The following is a 17,324-nucleotide window of genomic DNA, read 5'->3' on the forward strand; positions in this document are numbered from 1 at the left end:
GGCACAAGGACTCGCCATGAAGACGCTACTCAAGCTGTTGTTCGCCGCCACGTTGTCCCTGCTGTCGCTGCAGGCGCAGGCACAGCTTTGCACGGCGTCGGCGACCCCGATCTCGTTCGGCCAGTACAACCCGCAGTCCAGTGCCAACATCGACAACACCGGCACCATCACGGTCACCTGCCAGGCCGTGGTGGCCTCGCTGTTCATCATCTATAACGTGCAACTCAGCACCGGCAGCAGCGGCGCTTATTCACAACGCAAGATGCTCAACGGCACCACCCCGATGAGCTACCAGCTCTATACCAGTTCGGCGCACAGCATCGTCTGGGGCGATGGATCCAGCGGTACTCAGCAGGTGAGCGATGGCTACCTGCTGCAACTGATCGGGCCGGTCAGCAAGAACTACACGGTCTATGGCCGCGTTACCGGCAGCCAGAACGTCAAGGCCGGTGCCTATACCGACACCGTGACGATCCTGATCACTTATTGATTCCAGAATAACGTCGCCGCTTGCATGAACCCGGCGCCAGCGCCTGATGGCTGTGGTTTATGTGCACCTCAGGAATTCCCCGACCGATCTTCTGGCCCGCTCAGGTTTCACCCGATGTTAGTCATCCCTCCCGGGAATTAAAGTACATCCATACCCGCTGCACACAGAAGTCTTCGCAGGGTGTGAGGACAACGCCGGGACACGACACAGGGAGAATCACATGTTTGCCAAGAACAACCGCATCGTTGCCGCTTCCATCGCCGCCATCGTCCTGGCTACCAGCGCTCCGCAATCCTTCGCTGCTACTGCAACCGGCTCGCTGACGATTTCCGCCAACGTGGTCGCAGCCTGCACCGTGGTCGGTTCGGCCATCGCCTTCGGCGCCTACACACAAGCTGTGGTGAACCAGACCGGTGGCATCACCGTGTTGTGCACCAACGGCACTGCCTACAACGTCGGTCTCGACGCAGGTACTGGCGCCGGCGCCACCACTGCTGCCCGCAAGATGACCGGCAGCGGCGGCGGCACCCTGAACTACGCGCTGTATCGCGATTCGGGCCGCACCAACAACTGGGGTTCGACCATCGGCACCGACACCTTGACCGGCACCGGCAGCGGTTTGATCCAGTCGCTGACTGTGTATGGCCAAGTGGCTGCCGCACAGACTCCGCTGGCTGGCACCTACTCGGATACTGTCACTGTTACCCTGACTTATTGATTTGACAATCCGGCCACTGGCTAGCTGGGTTGCTGCTGGAATGGAAATATCGTGGGGGTTTTGTCCTGAGGGGGATGGCGGCGTACTTCGGTGAAGTACGCCGTTTTTTTATTGGCGGCGTGGCGCGTGTGGCGTGGTTTTTCCACATCTCAGGAATTTCCCGACCGTTCTTCGCGCCTGCTCAGGTTTCACCCTATGTTGCCATTCCGACCAAGTCACTAAAGTACATCCATACCCGCTGCACACAGAAGCCTTCGCAGGATGCGAGGACAAAGCCGGGACACTGACACAGGGAGAATCACATGTTTGCCAAGCACAACCGCATCGTCGCCGCTTCCATCGCCGCCATCGTCCTGGCTACCAGCGCTCCGCAATCCTTCGCCGCCACTGCCACCGGCTCGCTGACGATTTCGGCCAACGTCGTGGCCTCCTGCACCGTGATCGGTTCGGCTGTCGCCTTCGGCGCCTACATCCAAACGGTGGTGAACCAGACCGGTGGCATCACCGTGTTGTGCACCAACGGTACTGCCTACAACGTGGGTCTCGATGCCGGCACCGGCGCAGGTGCTACGACAGCCGCCCGCAAGATGACCGGCAGCGGCGGCGGCACCCTGAACTACGCGCTGTACCGCGATTCGGGTCGCACCAACAACTGGGGCTCGACCATCGGCACCGACACGCTGACCGGCACCGGTAACGGACTGACTCAGGCGCTGACCGTGTATGGCCAGGTGGCCGCTGCCCAGACGCCGCTGGCTGGCACTTATTCGGATACCGTGACGGTCACGCTGACCTACTAAGTTTCGACTCGGGGGAGTTCCTAAGGGGGAGCGGCGCACTTCAATGAAGTGCGCCGTTTTTTTATTTTCAGCGTGGCGTGTTAGTGGTGTGGCGTGGTTTTTCTACATCTCAGGAATTCCCCGACCGATCTTCGCGCCCGCTCAGGTTTCACCCGATGTTGCCACTTGGTTCAGACAATTAAAGTACATCCATACCCGCTGCACACAGAAGTCTTCGCAGGGTGTGAGGACAACGCCGGGACACGACACAGGGAGAATCACATGTTTGCCAAGAACAACCGCATCGTCGCCGCTTCCATCGCCGCCATCGTCCTGGCCACCAGCGCTCCGCAATCCTTCGCCGCTACCGCCACCGGCTCGCTGACGATTTCCGCCAACGTGGTCGCAGCCTGCACCGTGGTTGGTTCGGCCATCGCCTTCGGCGCCTATACACAAGCTGTGGTGAATCAAACCGGTGGCATCACCGTGTTGTGCACCAACGGCACTGCCTACAACGTCGGTCTGGATGCCGGCACCGGCACTGGCGCCACCACTGCCGCCCGCAAGATGACCGGCAGCGGCGGCGGCACCCTGAACTACGCGCTGTATCGCGATTCGGGCCGCACCAACAACTGGGGTTCGACCATCGGCACCGACACGCTGACCGGCACCGGCAGCGGTTTGATCCAGTCGCTGACTGTGTATGGTCAAGTGGCTGCCGCACAGACTCCGCTGGCTGGTACTTACTCGGATACCGTGACTGTTACCCTGACTTATTGATTGAGCAAGAAGCGCCTGGAAGCTTGCTTCAATCCGCCTCAGAAAGCAAAAAGCCCTGCTCGAAAGCAGGGCTTTTTTACTTGGCGGAGCGGACGGGACTCGAACCCGCGACCCCCGGCGTGACAGGCCGGTATTCTAACCAACTGAACTACCACTCCAAAACTGGTTGACTGCAAATCTCTGGTGGGTGCTGAGAGGCTCGAACTCCCGACCTAAGCCTTGTAAGGGCTCCGCTCTACCAACTGAGCTAAGCACCCGAAACCTTGACAGCCCGTCGCTAAGTCACAGCGACGAAAGAACAATATTCTAAAGCATTATCTAATGCTTTGCCAGCATTATTTCCCTGTTGTCATCACTGAATTGCTTAATGAAAACTGCCCCTGCAGCGCAAGCCGCAGGGGCAGTCTCGTGTAGCAACAAACTTAGTGCTTGATCAGTGCTTGACCACAGGGTCAACCGCGCCTTCCTTGGCCGCGACAGCAGAATCGACGATCGCCTCTTCTTCCGGCAAGGCGGCAGGTTGACGTTCGAGCGCGACTTCCAGAACCTTGTCGATCCAACGCACCGGGATGATTTCCAGCTTGTTCTTCACGTTGTCCGGGATCTCGGTCAGGTCCTTGACGTTCTGCTCGGGAATCAACACGGTCTTGATCCCGCCGCGATGTGCCGCCAGCAGTTTTTCCTTCAGACCGCCAATGGGCAATACTTCGCCACGCAGGGTGATCTCGCCGGTCATCGCCACATCGGCACGTACCGGAATACCGGTAAAGATCGACACCAGGGCAGTCGTCATCGCAATACCGGCCGATGGACCATCCTTGGGCGTGGCGCCTTCGGGAACGTGAATGTGGATGTCGGACTTCTCGAACACCTCACTCTTGATCCCCAGCTTGCGGGCCCGGCTGCGCACCACCGTGCGTGCCGCTTCGATCGATTCCTTCATCACGTCGCCCAGGGTACCGGTGCGAATGATGGCGCCCTTGCCCGGCATCGTGACCGCTTCGATGGTCAGCAGATCGCCGCCCACTTCGGTCCACGCCAGACCCACCACCTGGCCGATCTGGTTTTCCTTCTCGGCGATGCCGAAGTCGTAACGCCGCACGCCCAGGAACTTGTCCAGGTTACGCGATGTGATGGTGACCTTCTTCTCCTGCTTCTTGAGCAGCAGCAGCTTGACCACCTTGCGGCAGATCTTGGAGATTTCACGTTCCAGCGAACGCACACCGGCTTCACGGGTGTAGTAGCGGATGATGTCGCGAATGGCCGATTCGGCCACACTGATCTCGCCTTCCTTCAAGCCGTTGTTCTTGATCTGCTTGGGCAGCAGGTAACGCTGCGCAATGCTGGTCTTCTCGTCTTCCGTGTAACCCGACAGGCGGATCACTTCCATCCGGTCCAGCAGCGCCGGCGGGATGTTGAAGGAGTTGGAGGTCGCCACGAACATCACATCGGACAAGTCGAAATCAACTTCGACATAGTGGTCCGAGAACGTATGGTTCTGCTCGGGGTCGAGCACTTCCAGCAGCGCCGACGACGGATCGCCACGGAAGTCCATGCCCAGCTTGTCGATTTCATCCAGCAGGAACAGCGGATTGCGCACGCCGACTTTCGACAGGCTTTGCAGGATCTTGCCCGGCATCGAACCGATATAGGTGCGACGGTGACCACGGATCTCGGCCTCGTCGCGCACGCCGCCCAACGCCATCCGCACGAACTTGCGGTTGGTGGCACGTGCGATCGACTGCCCCAGCGAGGTCTTGCCCACGCCCGGAGGACCGACGAAGCACAGGATCGGCGCCTTCAGCTTGTCGACACGCTGTTGCACGGCAAGATATTCGAGAATGCGTTCCTTGACCTTGTCCAGGCCATAGTGATCCCCTTCCAGCACCTTCTCGGCATTGGGCAGATCATTGTTGACCTTGGACTTCTTCTTCCATGGCAGGCCGATCAGGGTATCGATGAAATTGCGCACCACCGTAGCTTCGGCCGACATCGGTGACATCAGCTTGAGCTTCTTGAGTTCGCTCTGGGCTTTCTCGAGTGCTTCCTTGGGCATCTTCGCCGCCAGGATTTTCTTCTCGAGCTCTTCCAGGTCGGCGCCGTCTTCACCTTCGCCGAGCTCCTTCTGGATCGCCTTGACCTGCTCGTTGAGGTAGTACTCGCGCTGCGACTTTTCCATCTGGCGCTTGACGCGGCCACGGATGCGCTTTTCGACCTGCAGGATGTCGAGTTCGCCCTCAAGCTGGCCGAGCAGGTGCTCGTAGCGCTTGGTGACGTTGAAGATCTCGAGAATCACCTGTTTCTGCTCAAGCTTCAGCGGCAGGTGGGCGGCGATGGTGTCGGCCAGGCGGCCGGCATCATCGATCCCGGCCAGCGAGGTCAGGATCTCGGGCGGGATCTTCTTGTTCAGCTTCACGTACTGGTCGAACTGCTGGACGATGGTACGGCGCATCGCCTCCACTTCGGCCTCGTCGCCCGGCTCGGATTCGACCGGTGTCAGATCGGCCACGAAATGGGTATCGAGTTCGCTGATGTGATGAATACGTGCGCGCTGCGCGCCCTCGACCAGCACCTTGACGGTGCCGTCGGGCAACTTCAGCATTTGCAGGATATTGGCGACGCAACCGATTTCGTAGATGTCGTCAGCCGAAGGTTCGTCCTTGGCAGCCGCTTTCTGGGCCGCCAGCATGATGCTCTTGCCCTGCTCCATGGCCGCTTCCAGCGCCTTGATCGACTTCGGGCGGCCAACGAACAGCGGGATCACCATGTGCGGAAATACCACTACGTCCCGCAAGGGCAGCAATGGTAATTGCGATTGTTCTGTGAGGATTGGAGTCGTCATGGCGGGCCTTATCAAAGAATACTGTGGTTGATGTTGGCACGAGCGACAAAAACACAAGTCTGCAATGGCAAAAAATCACAGCCACAAGACCGATGCAAGAATCGCAACAGCCACACCTGAGTCGCTTCCCGAGGGCATTTATATGCAACCGGGGCCAACTCTGCCGGCTGTTTCGTCGTGGTCGAGATAGCCGGGTGCGACTGGCACTGCTCGGGACGCCCTGAGGCGCCCCGTATTACTGCGATCCTGTCGGGGCCGACATCAGGCCCCGGATACCTTCTGCTGATCGTGATAGATCATCAGCGGCTTGGCGCCGTTGGTGATGGTATTTTCATCGACCACCACCTTGGCCACGTTCTGCTGGCTCGGCAATTCGTACATCACATCCAGCAGGGACTGCTCGAGGATGGAGCGCAGGCCGCGAGCGCCGGTCTTGCGTGCCAGCGCCTTGCGGGCGATGGCGTTGAGAGCCGCCGGACGTACTTCGAGCTCGGCGCCTTCCATCTGCAGCAGCTTGCTGTATTGCTTGATCAGCGCATTCTTGGGTTCGATCAGGATCTCGATCAGGGCCGCTTCATCGAGTTCGTTCAGGGTGGCAATCACCGGCAGACGACCGACCAGTTCGGGGATTAGGCCGAACTTGACCAGATCTTCAGGCTCTGCGCCCAGCAGCACCTGCGAAGCGGTCTTCTCGGTCTGGCTCTTGACGGCCGCCGAGAAACCGATGCCGCTCTTTTCGGAGCGATCCGAAATAATCTTGGCCAGGCCGTCGAACGCGCCGCCGCAGATGAACATGATGTTGGTCGTGTCGATCTGGACGAAGTCCTGGTTCGGATGCTTGCGCCCGCCTTGCGGCGGCACCGACGCCATGGTGCCTTCGATCAGCTTGAGCAGCGCCTGCTGCACGCCCTCACCGGAGACGTCACGCGTGATCGAAGGGTTGTCCGACTTGCGCGAAATCTTGTCGATCTCGTCGATGTAGACAATACCCTTCTGCGCCTTCTCGACTTCGTAGTTGCAGTTCTGCAGCAGCTTCTGGATGATGTTCTCGACGTCCTCGCCCACGTAGCCGGCTTCGGTCAGCGTGGTGGCATCGGCAATCACGAATGGCACATTGAGCATGCGCGCCAGCGTCTGCGCCAGCAGCGTCTTGCCCGAACCGGTCGGACCGACCAGCAGGATGTTGCTCTTGGCCAGCTCGACATCATCCTTCTTGCCGAGGTGCTTGAGACGCTTGTAATGGTTGTACACCGCCACCGACAGGATGCGCTTGGCGTTCGACTGCCCGATCACATACTGGTCCAGCAGTTCGCTGATCTCTTGCGGGGTCGGCAGGTCGGACTTGGTGCCGGGCACCGTCTCGACGCTGGCGGCCTCATCGCGGATGATGTCATTGCACAAGTCAATGCATTCATCGCAGATGAACACCGAGGGACCGGCGATGAGCTTCTTGACCTCATGCTGGCTTTTGCCGCAGAAGGAGCAGTACAACAGTTTTTCGCCGCTAGATGATTTTTTCTCGGACATAGAGCTACAAAGAGATGAATTACGACTTGATGATACCCGCGAAAACCGGATTCGTCACGGCTCGGTCATTTTCGAGCTGCATACCACCGTTTTACTCGGCCTGATACCACTTATATGTCATCGGACGGGCGATTTATCAAGCAAATAGAGGCCAAAAAGGGGCTTATTGCGAGTTTCGCAAAAAAAATGCCCGGACAACGCGCTGTCCGGGCATTTTTAGCGTGTTTGCGTCAAAAACTGGCTCAAGCGCGCTCGGTAAGGACCTTATCGATCAAACCATACTCGGCCGCAGCATCTGCCGACATGAAGTTATCGCGGTCGGTATCCTTGGCGATCTGTTCCACCGAACGGCCGGTCTTCTCGGCCAGGATGGTGTTGAGACGTTCACGCAGATACAGGATCTCGCGCGCCTGGATCTCGATATCGGATGCCTGCCCCTGGGCGCCGCCCAGCGGCTGGTGAATCATGATGCGCGAGTTGGGCAACGAGAAACGCTTGCCCTTGGCGCCTGCGGCCAGCAGGAAGGCGCCCATCGATGCCGCCAGGCCGGTGCACAGTGTCGACACTTGCGGCTTGATGAATTGCATCGTGTCGAAAATCGCCATACCGGCCGACACCGAACCGCCCGGCGAGTTGATGTAGAGCGAAATATCCTTATCAGGATTCTCGCTCTCCAGAAACAGCAGCTGGGCGACGATCAGGTTGGCCATGCCGTCATTGACAGGGCCGACCAGGAAAATGATGCGTTCCTTCAGCAGACGCGAATAGATGTCATACGCGCGCTCGCCGCGCCCGCTCTGCTCGATCACCATCGGCACCATGCCGAGCATTTGCGTGTCCAGTGCGGAACCCTTGATCAGACCTGTCATGTGCGCATTCCTTAGCGTAAGTTTGTTTTGATGGTACGCGGGAAAAGCGGATTACGCTTGCGGCTGATTACCCATCAGTTCGTCGAACGCAACCGGCTTTTCCGAAACCTTGGCTTTGCCGAGAACGTAGTTGACGACGTTTTCTTCCAAAACAAGGGCTTCGACTTCGGCCAGGCGGCGACGGTCTGCGTAGTAGTACTTCAGGACTTGCTGCGGGTCTTCGTAGCTTTGCGCGAAGTCGTCGATCTGCGCCTTGACCTGTTCTTCGGTGGCTTCCAGCTTGTTCTGCTTGACCACTTCAGCCAGGATCAGGCCCAGGCGCACGCGGCGCTCAGCCTGTGCCGTGAACAGTTCCTTGGGCAACTGCATGATCTTCGGATCCATGCCGCGCTGTGCCATGTCCTGGCGTGCCATTTCGGACAGACGCTCGACGTCCTGGTCCACCAGTGCCTTGGGCACGTCCAGCTCGCTGGCCTTGATCAGCGCATCCATCACGCTGTCCTTGGTCTTGGCCTTGGTGCGGGCGCTGACTTCGCGTTCCAGGTTCTTCTTGATGTCTTCGCGCATCTTGCCCAGGTCACCGTCTTCGATACCCAGCGATTGGGCGAACACGGCGTCGACTTCAGGCATGTGCGCCCATTCCAGCTTCTTCAGGGTGATGGTGAATTCGGCAGTCTTGCCGGCCACATCCTTGCCGTGATAGTCCTCTGGGAATGCCAGCGGGAACACCTTCGATTCGCCGGCCTTGAGGCCGATGGTGGCTGCTTCGAACTCAGGCAGCATGCGGCCTTCGCCCAGCACGAACGGGAAATCTTCTGCCTTGCCGCCCTGGAATTCGACGCCGTCGATCTTGCCCACGAAGTCGACCGTGGCGCGGTCGCCGTTCTGTGCCGATTGATCCGCACCGCCGTCGCCGTGCGCGCCTTGCTCGCCCTTGACGTGGTAGTGCACGCGTTGCTTGCGCAGGATGTCGATGGTCTTGTCGATTTCGGCATCCGACACGGCAGCCACGGTCTTCTCGACTTCGGCGCCCGACAGGTCGCCCACGACCACGTCCGGATACACTTCGAAGGTCGCGTCGAACGACAGCGTGCCTTCAGCGGATTGTTCGCTGGTCTTCGGCTCGATCGAAGGGAAGCCTGCCACGCGCAGGTTGTTCTCGACGGCGACATCATTGAATGCGCGGCCGACCTTGTCGTTGAGCACTTCGGTTTCGACCTGGTAGCCGAACTGTGCGGCAACCATCTTCATGGGCACTTTGCCCGGACGGAAACCCGGAGCCTTGGCAGTGCGGGCGCGCACCTTGAGGCGCTTTTCCACTTCGGCCTGCACATCGGCCAGCGGGAAAGTCAGAGTGATACGACGTTCGAGTTTGCTCAGGGTTTCGACTGCAGTTGCCATTTAAATCGTCCAAATGATTGAGAATTCGTAAGTCGGAACAGGGTTTCCGGCGTTGCCTCCACCACCTGCCCATGCCGTGCTGAACACTTGCATATAACAGATTCGGAGCGCCTTCAAGGCGAGAAACGCCCTGCCCGACCGCGCTAAAGCTCGCTATTCTATACGCAAATGTGGCAACGAGTCCAAAATTGGCCCGAGCGCGCTACAAACAGTGGGCCGCACCCTGCAACGCCAGCGCTGGCGTGCATCCCGGGGTGACCGCATCTCCCCGCCCGAGACCGCAGGCAAGGCTTATTTGGCGACCGGGATCGGCGTCGCCGGCGCAATCGGCACGGCCGTGACAGCGTTCATCGGACTGCCATCGATGAGCTTGTCGGAATAAGTCAGGTAGACCAGCGTGTTGCGCTTGACGTCGACCACCCGCACCACATGCAGGCGCTTGAACAGGATCGACATGCGTTCGGTGAACACGTCTTCCTGCTCTGGCAGGCGGCCATTGAATTGCACGACGGGCGCCACCTGGCGACAGGCGATGGACGCTTCGGAGCGGTCTTCGGCCAGGCCCACGCTGCCCTTGACGCCGCCGGTGCGGGCGCGCGAGACGTAACAGGTCACGCCGACCACCTTGGGGTCGTCATAAGCCTCGATGACCACCCGGTCGTTCTTGCCCAGCCAGCGAAAGGCGGTGCTGACTTCGGCCAGCGTATCGGCGGCAGCCGGCAAAGCGCAGGCCAGCAATAAAGGAATCAGGGCAAAGCGATGCATGGCGTCCTTGATGAAAAGATAAGAATGATCGAATCGAGCGCGACCGGCTCAGTCATCGATACGGACAAAGCGCGGCACCAGTTGCCCGTCGACCTCGACCGGCTCGTGGAATACCTCGGTGGGCCGGATCCACAGCGTGCCGTTGGCGGCCCGATAGACCACCATGGGCGTCAGGTCCGACTCCAGCGTGGCATCGCCGACGAATTCGTAGATGCCACCCTTGTAGTGACGATAGCGTGTCATGAGCGTATTGAAAAAGTGAAAGGCCCGGCATGGTACTACTTGCTCTGCGCCGGGGCGCGATGAAAGTTGCCGAAAAACACAGACACGCACGGCGGCTTGCAGTACAATAGCGCGCTTCGTTTCATGACTACCTTCATCGGAAGCGGCGGCCTGCCACCAGACTGCTATCGCCCCGATGACCGACACCTTCAGCGAGGATGGCGAAATTGGTAGACGCACCAGGTTTAGGTCCTGACGCCAGCAATGGTGTGGGGGTTCGAGTCCCCCTCCTCGCACCAGATATCCCCCTTTAAATCAAACACTTAAAAAATAAGGCTGTCCTTATTTTGGGTGTTTTGGGGCGGTTCTGACACAGTAATGCCAACTTGATGACAGCGTGCAAATAAGGTCGATCAATGCAGATCACTTGCGACACGTTGCGCAATTTCTTCATCCGAGCGCCCTCCCATGCACAGCGCGGTGACATCAACGCCTGCTAATTGCGTACTGTGGCGCTTAGATCCGAAACCACGGGCTTCCATCAATTTGATCGGAACACCTTTCGCATTCGCGGCCTCAGCGAATTCGCTTTGAGAAACGAAACTAACCGCCTTGTCCTCTCGTGCCGCCAGCATGAAAACCCGGCGCCCTGGATCCGGCCTGACAGCATCGAGCAAGTCACGCGCGTCATACACCTGACGCAATGGCAACCCGGTCGTGTCCTGTCCAGCACGGACATCCGCAGTGTTAGCACTCGTCTTGAGGCGCATCTTGTTAGAAGCGGTCGCGCTGGACATCGTCACGCAATCAAGATCGGTTCGCCCGCTGGTCAACAGCGCTGCGACCACCCCGCCACCGCCGCTTTGCCCGACTACGCTGACACGTTCGTACCCTAATTTCATCTTGATCGCATCAACCGCCGCATTCATCGTGGCTGCTTCCTTGAAAGAATGGCGATAGATATGCGTATCGCCAGAACTGCCGTACATTCCTGGGCGTGCGACATGAATAAATGGCACCTTGATCCGCCTTGCGCTGGCGTTAGATTTTTCAATCTGCTGCCGATAGGAATTGGCCCCATAGCCAGGATTGTTGACGCTATCCCCGGCCCCGCGCAATACGACAATATCTCCCCCGAAAAACAGGACGGCACTTTTGGCACCGATGGCGTCGTCACTGGGGAAATAACGGATGCATTCGCTCACCGGATCCCAACTTTCTCCGAATACCCCCTTGTTGAGCCACTTCGTGGTGACCCATACCGCGTTAGGCAGTGCGTTACAACTTTCTTCGCTGGAATCCGGAGCGCCTTGCTCAATGTACTTGACCGGGTACACCTCATCGTAGCCTGGCTGGATCTCATGACCAGATTGCGCCGCGCTCGGGATACTTCCCATCATCAGAAGCAGCACCCCCATGAGGCCTGATAGCCGAAAAATTTGCCGCATTGTTTTTTCTCTCATTCACGATTGCGGGCAATTCTAAGGGCTTTTGAACGGCCTGACGGCAATTGCCTGGCGATCTCATCATTTGGAAATCGTCCTCCAGCATCTTCCGTGCATGCCAAACAGTTTTTTGCGCAACTTTCCTTTACCATGCGCTCTCGCCCACCCGCTCCTGCCCCATGGCCGTCAACCACTACGAAAACTTCCCCGTCGCTTCGCTGCTGATGCCGGCGCACCTGCGGCCGGCCGTCACCGCCATCTACGCCTTTGCCCGCAGCGCCGACGATATCGCCGACGAGGGGGACGCCGCCCCGCCCGAACGCCTCGCGGCACTGGCCGCCTATGCGCGGCAACTCGACCTGATCGAACAGGGCCAGCCTGGCGAAGGCCCCATCTTCACCCGCTTGCAGCAGGTGATCGCGCAGTACCAGCTGCCACTGCAACCGTTTCGCGACCTGCTGTCGGCCTTCAGCCAGGATGTGGTCACCACCCGCTACGCGCGCTACGACGACCTGCTGGATTATTGCCGCCGCTCGGCCAATCCGGTCGGCACGCTGATGCTGCACCTGTACGGCCAGGCCGACGCCGCCAACCTGCGCGATTCGGATGCCATCTGCAGCGCCCTGCAGTTGATCAATTTCTGGCAGGACGTGGCCATCGACTGGCAAAAGCAACGCATCTACCTGCCGCTGGAAGACCTGGAGCGCTTCGACGTCAGCCCGCAAGATATCCAGCAAGCACGGGTCGACCGCCGCTGGCAGCAATTGATGCAATTCGAGGTGGAGCGGGCGCGCGCGCTGATGCTGTCGGGCGCGCCGCTGGCCCGGCGGCTGCCGGGACGGATCGGATGGGAGTTACGCCTGGTGGTGCAAGGCGGATTGCGTATTCTCGAGCGCATCGAAGCAGTCGGCGGCGACGTTTTCCAGCAGCGCCCCAAGCTGGGCAAACCCGACTGGCTGCTGATCGGCTGGCGCGGCCTGACCCGCTGACCGGCCCGGCCGGCCAGCGCAAACAGCATCACACCAGCAAGGCTTCGGTCAGCGAGCGGATCTGGTCTTCTGATTCATCCAGCAACACGCGCAGCGATTGATCGCCGATATAGTCGTCGACCAGGCTTTCGCCACCGATACCGATTTCGGCCGTAACGCGCTGGAAAGGCGACGGCACCGGCGACAGTTCCTTGGCCAGCAGCAGCACGTCACCGATGGTGTGCGGCGGCAATACCCGCACCCCGTGCCACAGCGACTCGATGGCTTGCACCACCGGCTGCGGCACCCCAAGCTTCTTGAGCACGGCGCGGCCAATCATCTTTTCGCCATATTCGGCCCAGTCTTCCAGGCCGCCTTCCAGCAGCAACGGAAACTCGTCCGTGCGCGAGAGCAGGTAAAAACCGCCCACTTCGTGCACGATGCCGGAAAACATGGCCGTTTCCGGGTCGCCATTGGTCAGCTTCGAGGTCAACACGTGGGCCGTGGCCGCGACCCGAGCCGAATGCTCCCACAGCTGCGCGGCCTTGATGCGCATCGCCGGATTGGAAATGGTGCGCCCCAACTGGCGCACGATGACCGACGTGGTGATCGTATTGAGCGTGCGAAAACCCAGCCGCATGACGGCGGTGCGCACATTGTTGATTTCGCCGCCCGAACGGTTATAGGCCGCCGAATTGGCGATGGCCACCGTGCGCGCCGCCACCAGCGGCTCGGCCATCACCAGCTGGGCCGCAGCCTCGAGGTGACAATCGGGATCGGCCAGCGCCTTCTGCAACTTGATGGATGCACTCACGTTGGCAGGAAAAACCAACTCCCCACGCTGCGCCTGTGATGCAATACCGCGAAAGATTTCCAGTCTGTCCATGACGCCTCCAGCCTCCGATGGTAATTCGTCCATTTACACCGCAGGACCGCCAACCAGGATCTACTATTGTTTGTGTTTTCGACACTTTTCTATTGATCCAAAGCGGCACCTTGCGCTTGTGAGCTTAATCGACAATGACGGCTGCCGCAACACGCATGCCGAGTCCGGATTTGCCCTGGCCCGCGCACTCGGCTAGCATAGCGCCTTCGCCGGAGTTGCCGGCCAGTTTCACCCGCCACCGCCGTCACCATGTCTCCAGACGAATATTGCCAGCAAAAGGCCGCCGCCAGCGGCTCCAGCTTCTATTACAGTTTCCTGTTCCTGCCGCCCGAACGCCGCCGCGCCATCACGGCGCTGTACGCGTTTTGCCGTGAAGTCGACGATACGGTCGACGAAATCGACGATCCCAGCATCGCGCGCACCAAGCTGATGTGGTGGCGCAAGGAGATCGCCGCCATGCTGGAGGGCAAGCCGACCCATCCCGTGACCCGGGCGCTGCAGCCGCATGTGACGACCTACTGCCTGCGCGGCGAACACCTGCAAGCCATCATCGATGGCATGGAAATGGACCTCGACCAGAGCCGTTATCTCGATTATCCCGGCCTGCAACGCTATTGCTGGCATGTGGCCGGCGTGGTCGGCATCCTGTCGGCCAGCATCTTCGGCCATACCCAGGGCAACACCCTGCTGTATGCCGAAAAACTGGGCCTGGCGTTCCAGCTCACCAATATCATCCGCGACGTCGGCGAGGACGGCCGCAAGGGGCGCATCTACCTGCCGGTCAATGAATTGCAGCAATTCAATGTGACGGCAGCCGACATCCTCAACGGCCGTGCCAGCGAACGCTTCTCGGCCTTGATGAAGTTCCAGGTCGAGCGTGCCCGCACCATCTACGAAGAAGCCTTCGCGCTGCTGCCGCGCGAAGACCGCCGGGCCCAGCGCCCGGGCCTGATGATGGCCGCCATCTATCGCACCCTGCTCGATGAGATCGAGCGCGATGGCTACCAGGTGCTCAACCAGCGCATCTCGCTCACGCCCATCCGCAAGTTGTGGCTGGCGTGGAAGACCTACGTCTTCGGCTGAGCCATCCCACATGAAGAAAACTGCGCACACGGCCGTCATCGGCGCCGGCTGGGCCGGCTGCGCTGCGGCCGTCAAGCTGGCCGCCAGCGGTCATCGGGTGAGCCTGCTGGAGGCCGCACGCACGCTGGGCGGTCGGGCTCGCCGGGTGGAGCTCGACGGCCGTACGCTCGACAACGGCCAGCACATCCTGCTGGGCGCCTATCGCGCCACTTTGTCGCTGATGAAACAGGTCGGCGTCGACCCGCGCCAGGCGCTGCTGCGCCTGCCGCTGCAGATGCGCTACCCGGCTGCAGCGCCCGACCCCGGCATGGACTTCGTGGCGCCGCGCCTGCCGGCGCCATTGCACGTCGCATTCGCCTTGCTGCGTGCGCGTGGCCTGGACCGCAGCGACAAACTGGCCCTGATGCGTTTTTCGAGCAGCGCGCGCTGGATGGGCTGGCGACTGCACGACGATTGCAGCGTCGCTACATTGCTGGAACGACATGACCAGACGCCACGCCTGGTGCAGTTGCTCTGGCGTCCGCTGTGCATTGCCGCCCTCAATACGCCGCCCGAACGGGCCTCGGCCCAGGTTTTCCTGAACGTCTTGCGCGACAGCCTCGGCGCGCGCCGCAGCGCCTCCGACATGCTGGTGCCACGACGCGACCTGACGGCGTTGTTGCCAGAGGCCGCTGCCCGCTTCATCCAGCAGCGCGGTGGCGAGGTGCAGACCGGCGTCACCATCACGGGCCTGCACGCAACAGAGCACGGCGGATGGCAACTACAGACCCGCCAGGGGCCGATGACGGAGCGCTTCGACAGCGTGGTGCTGGCCACCAGCGCCGACGTCGCCGCCCACCTGCTATCGAACGTGCACGATAGCGCCGGCCAGCCCTGCGACACGACCGCGTTGCGCGACCTGCAGTTCGAGCCCATCACCACCTGTTACCTGCAATACGACGCGTCGGTGCGCTTGCCGCATCCGATGCTGGCGCTGGTCGACGATGCATCCCGCCAGGCGTGGGGCCAGTTCGTGTTCGATCGCGGCCAGTTGAGCGGCGAGGCGGCCGACCAGGGCCTGCTGGCCGTGGTGGTCAGCGCTGCCGCGCAAGCCATCGAGCATGGCCACGCCGAGCTCGAAGCCGGCATACAACGCCAACTGGCCACTGACTTCGGCCGCCCCGCACTGGCCACGCCGCTCTGGAGCCGCGTCATCACCGACAAGCGCGCCACCTTTTCATGCAGCCCGGGCCTGCAACGCCCGGATACCGCCGCCCTGCCCGCGTCGCTGGCGCTGGCCGGCGACTACGTGGCCGGCGACTATCCAGCCACGCTGGAGGGCGCGGTGCGCTCGGGGGTCGCTGCTGCGCGTCGGCTAGGACGGGCCTGAACCCGCCGATTTACCGTCAGTCCGGCTGCAATAACTGGTTGATGGCCTCGATGTCGGCGTGGGTCAGCGAGGCCGTCAGCGCCTTCAATCGCAGGCTGTGGAGCAGCGCGTCGTAGCGTGCCCTCAGCCGGTCGCGGCGGGCGCCGCGCAACGTCGCCTGGGTCCGGATCAGGTCGATTTCACGCCGGTTGCCGATGCGATAGCCGATGCGCGTGGCCTCCAGCGCCCGCGCCGCTGCGGTGACGAAGGCATCGAGCTCGGCGATGCTGCGTCGCCCCTGTTGCGCCAACGCATGGCTTTCATGGACCGCCGCCAGGGTCTTGCGGCGGGCCGCTTCCAGTTCATGAGCGGCTTGCTCTTCCAGCGCCAGCGTCTGGCGCCGCCGATAATTGCCCTCGATACCGGAAAACAGCGGGATCGTTAGCTGCACGCCGATGGCGCTGCTGCGGGTGGGTGGCCGCCCGGGTGGTGCTGCGCCGCCATCCTGCCTGCCATGGCTGGCCTTGAACATAGCCCGGGGCAGGTAGTCGCCCAACGCGCGGCTGCCTTCCAGCGCTGCGATGCGTTGATCGAGCCGGGCCAGCTGGATGTCGAAGTTGCTTGATCCGGCCTGCGCGATCCAGGCCGTGAGATCGTCCGGAAACAATCCCGGCAGTGCTTGCTGCTCTGGCAAGCCGGCCAGCCCCTGCACCGGATGACCCAGCATGTCCTGCACCTGCTGCAGCCGCAGTTGCGCCCGGGTCCTGGCATCGGACACGGCATGCGACGAGCGCGCCAGTTCCGCCTGCAGCTCGTGCAGGTCGATCAGGGTCGCCTCGCCAGCTTCCCGGCGCGCCAGGGTCGATACCTGCTGCGCCTGCAAGACGGCATGGGCCTCGAGATCGAGGGCCAGCTCATCGCGCGCGGCCAACGCCGCAAAATAGCGCTCGACCACCTGCATGCGCAGTTGCTGGCGGGCCTGCGCCGCCATCAGCGATTGTCGCGCCCGACGCACGTCGGCCAATTGGCGGTGGCTCCAGAGCGCCCAGTCGAATAACGGTTGCGTCAAGGCGATGCGCCACTCGCGCGCCGCGCTATGCTGCGATGGCCGGCCATCTGTCGCGGCAGTGGTGTGACTACGCGACCAGCTGGCTTCGATGCGCGGCAGGAATGCCGCACCGGCACGCGCAACCTCGGCGCG

Annotated in this window: 16 protein-coding genes and 3 tRNA genes; 8 read left to right on the forward strand and 11 right to left on the reverse strand. The window is 61.0% G+C overall.

From position 1 onward, the window contains the following. The first annotated feature begins 16 nt into the window (after positions 1-16). The 4 genes from LBW87_RS07730 (at position 17) to LBW87_RS07745 (ending at position 2,767) form a co-directional block, all read left to right on the forward strand. The gene (locus tag LBW87_RS07730) at positions 17-490 is read left to right on the forward strand and encodes a spore coat U domain-containing protein (protein WP_225200857.1); all 474 of its coding nucleotides are present in this window, start codon (positions 17-19) and stop codon (positions 488-490) included. Positions 491-710: 220 nt separating this feature from the next. Further along, a complete protein-coding gene (locus LBW87_RS07735; RefSeq protein ID WP_225200858.1) occupies positions 711-1,208 on the forward strand; it encodes a spore coat U domain-containing protein in 498 nt (165 codons plus the stop codon). Between the two features lie 302 nt (positions 1,209-1,510). Continuing rightward, on the forward strand, positions 1,511-2,008 hold the full coding sequence (locus LBW87_RS07740; RefSeq protein ID WP_225200859.1) for a spore coat U domain-containing protein: 498 nt from the start codon (positions 1,511-1,513) through the stop codon (positions 2,006-2,008). A gap of 261 nt (positions 2,009-2,269) precedes the next feature. Further along, positions 2,270-2,767: a spore coat U domain-containing protein gene (locus LBW87_RS07745; protein WP_225200860.1), complete on the forward strand. Its 498-nt coding sequence runs from the start codon at positions 2,270-2,272 to the stop codon at positions 2,765-2,767. A gap of 81 nt (positions 2,768-2,848) precedes the next feature. On the opposite strand, the gene LBW87_RS07750 is transcribed toward LBW87_RS07745, so the two are convergent. The 8 genes from LBW87_RS07750 to LBW87_RS07785 form a co-directional block, all read right to left on the reverse strand. Further along, positions 2,849-2,925 (reverse strand) — tRNA-Asp (locus LBW87_RS07750). 23 nt (positions 2,926-2,948) lie between these two features. Continuing rightward, a tRNA-Val gene (locus tag LBW87_RS07755) sits at positions 2,949-3,024 on the reverse strand. A 176-nt stretch (positions 3,025-3,200) separates the two neighbouring features. Next, positions 3,201-5,609, reverse strand: coding sequence for an endopeptidase La (lon, locus tag LBW87_RS07760; protein ID WP_225200861.1), 2,409 nt, complete (start codon positions 5,607-5,609; stop codon positions 3,201-3,203). A 261-nt stretch (positions 5,610-5,870) separates the two neighbouring features. Then, positions 5,871-7,136, reverse strand: coding sequence for an ATP-dependent Clp protease ATP-binding subunit ClpX (gene clpX / locus LBW87_RS07765; protein WP_225200862.1), 1,266 nt, complete (start codon positions 7,134-7,136; stop codon positions 5,871-5,873). A gap of 242 nt (positions 7,137-7,378) precedes the next feature. Beyond that, positions 7,379-8,005 (reverse strand): ATP-dependent Clp endopeptidase proteolytic subunit ClpP, encoded by a 627-nt coding sequence (clpP, locus tag LBW87_RS07770; RefSeq protein WP_320442717.1) that lies wholly within the window; start codon positions 8,003-8,005, stop codon positions 7,379-7,381. Between the two features lie 51 nt (positions 8,006-8,056). Next, a complete protein-coding gene (gene tig / locus LBW87_RS07775; RefSeq protein ID WP_225200863.1) occupies positions 8,057-9,406 on the reverse strand; it encodes a trigger factor in 1,350 nt (449 codons plus the stop codon). Between the two features lie 291 nt (positions 9,407-9,697). Further along, positions 9,698-10,171, reverse strand: coding sequence for a CreA family protein (locus LBW87_RS07780; protein WP_225200864.1), 474 nt, complete (start codon positions 10,169-10,171; stop codon positions 9,698-9,700). Between the two features lie 48 nt (positions 10,172-10,219). Next, positions 10,220-10,414, reverse strand: coding sequence for a DUF1653 domain-containing protein (locus tag LBW87_RS07785; RefSeq protein ID WP_225200865.1), 195 nt, complete (start codon positions 10,412-10,414; stop codon positions 10,220-10,222). 191 nt (positions 10,415-10,605) lie between these two features. Here LBW87_RS07785 and LBW87_RS07790 point away from each other — a divergent pair. Beyond that, positions 10,606-10,692, forward strand: a tRNA-Leu gene (locus tag LBW87_RS07790). A 114-nt stretch (positions 10,693-10,806) separates the two neighbouring features. On the opposite strand, the gene LBW87_RS07795 is transcribed toward LBW87_RS07790, so the two are convergent. Further along, positions 10,807-11,856 carry a hypothetical protein gene (locus LBW87_RS07795; RefSeq protein WP_225200866.1) on the reverse strand — a complete coding sequence of 350 codons (1,050 nt, stop codon included), beginning with the start codon at positions 11,854-11,856 and terminating at the stop codon, positions 10,807-10,809. A 161-nt stretch (positions 11,857-12,017) separates the two neighbouring features. Between LBW87_RS07795 and hpnC the strand changes: the two genes are divergently transcribed. Next, on the forward strand, positions 12,018-12,827 hold the full coding sequence (hpnC, locus tag LBW87_RS07800) for a squalene synthase HpnC (protein ID WP_225200867.1): 810 nt from the start codon (positions 12,018-12,020) through the stop codon (positions 12,825-12,827). 28 nt (positions 12,828-12,855) lie between these two features. On the opposite strand, the gene LBW87_RS07805 is transcribed toward hpnC, so the two are convergent. Next, the gene (locus LBW87_RS07805; protein ID WP_225200868.1) at positions 12,856-13,692 is read right to left on the reverse strand and encodes an HDOD domain-containing protein; all 837 of its coding nucleotides are present in this window, start codon (positions 13,690-13,692) and stop codon (positions 12,856-12,858) included. Between the two features lie 249 nt (positions 13,693-13,941). On the opposite strand from LBW87_RS07805, the gene hpnD reads away from it, so the two are divergent. Both hpnD and hpnE read left to right on the forward strand, forming a co-directional pair. Continuing rightward, positions 13,942-14,775, forward strand: coding sequence for a presqualene diphosphate synthase HpnD (gene hpnD, locus LBW87_RS07810; RefSeq protein WP_225200869.1), 834 nt, complete (start codon positions 13,942-13,944; stop codon positions 14,773-14,775). Between the two features lie 10 nt (positions 14,776-14,785). Continuing rightward, positions 14,786-16,144, forward strand: a complete 1,359-nt coding sequence (hpnE, locus tag LBW87_RS07815) for a hydroxysqualene dehydroxylase HpnE (protein WP_225200870.1) — start codon at positions 14,786-14,788, stop codon at positions 16,142-16,144. A 16-nt stretch (positions 16,145-16,160) separates the two neighbouring features. On the opposite strand, the gene LBW87_RS07820 is transcribed toward hpnE, so the two are convergent. Continuing rightward, the coding region (locus LBW87_RS07820; RefSeq protein WP_225200871.1) for a TolC family protein at positions 16,161-17,324 on the reverse strand (1,164 nt) is incomplete at its 5' end.

Source organism: Herbaspirillum sp. alder98, from assembly GCF_020179755.1.
GTDB lineage: Bacteria > Pseudomonadota > Gammaproteobacteria > Burkholderiales > Burkholderiaceae_D > Herbaspirillum.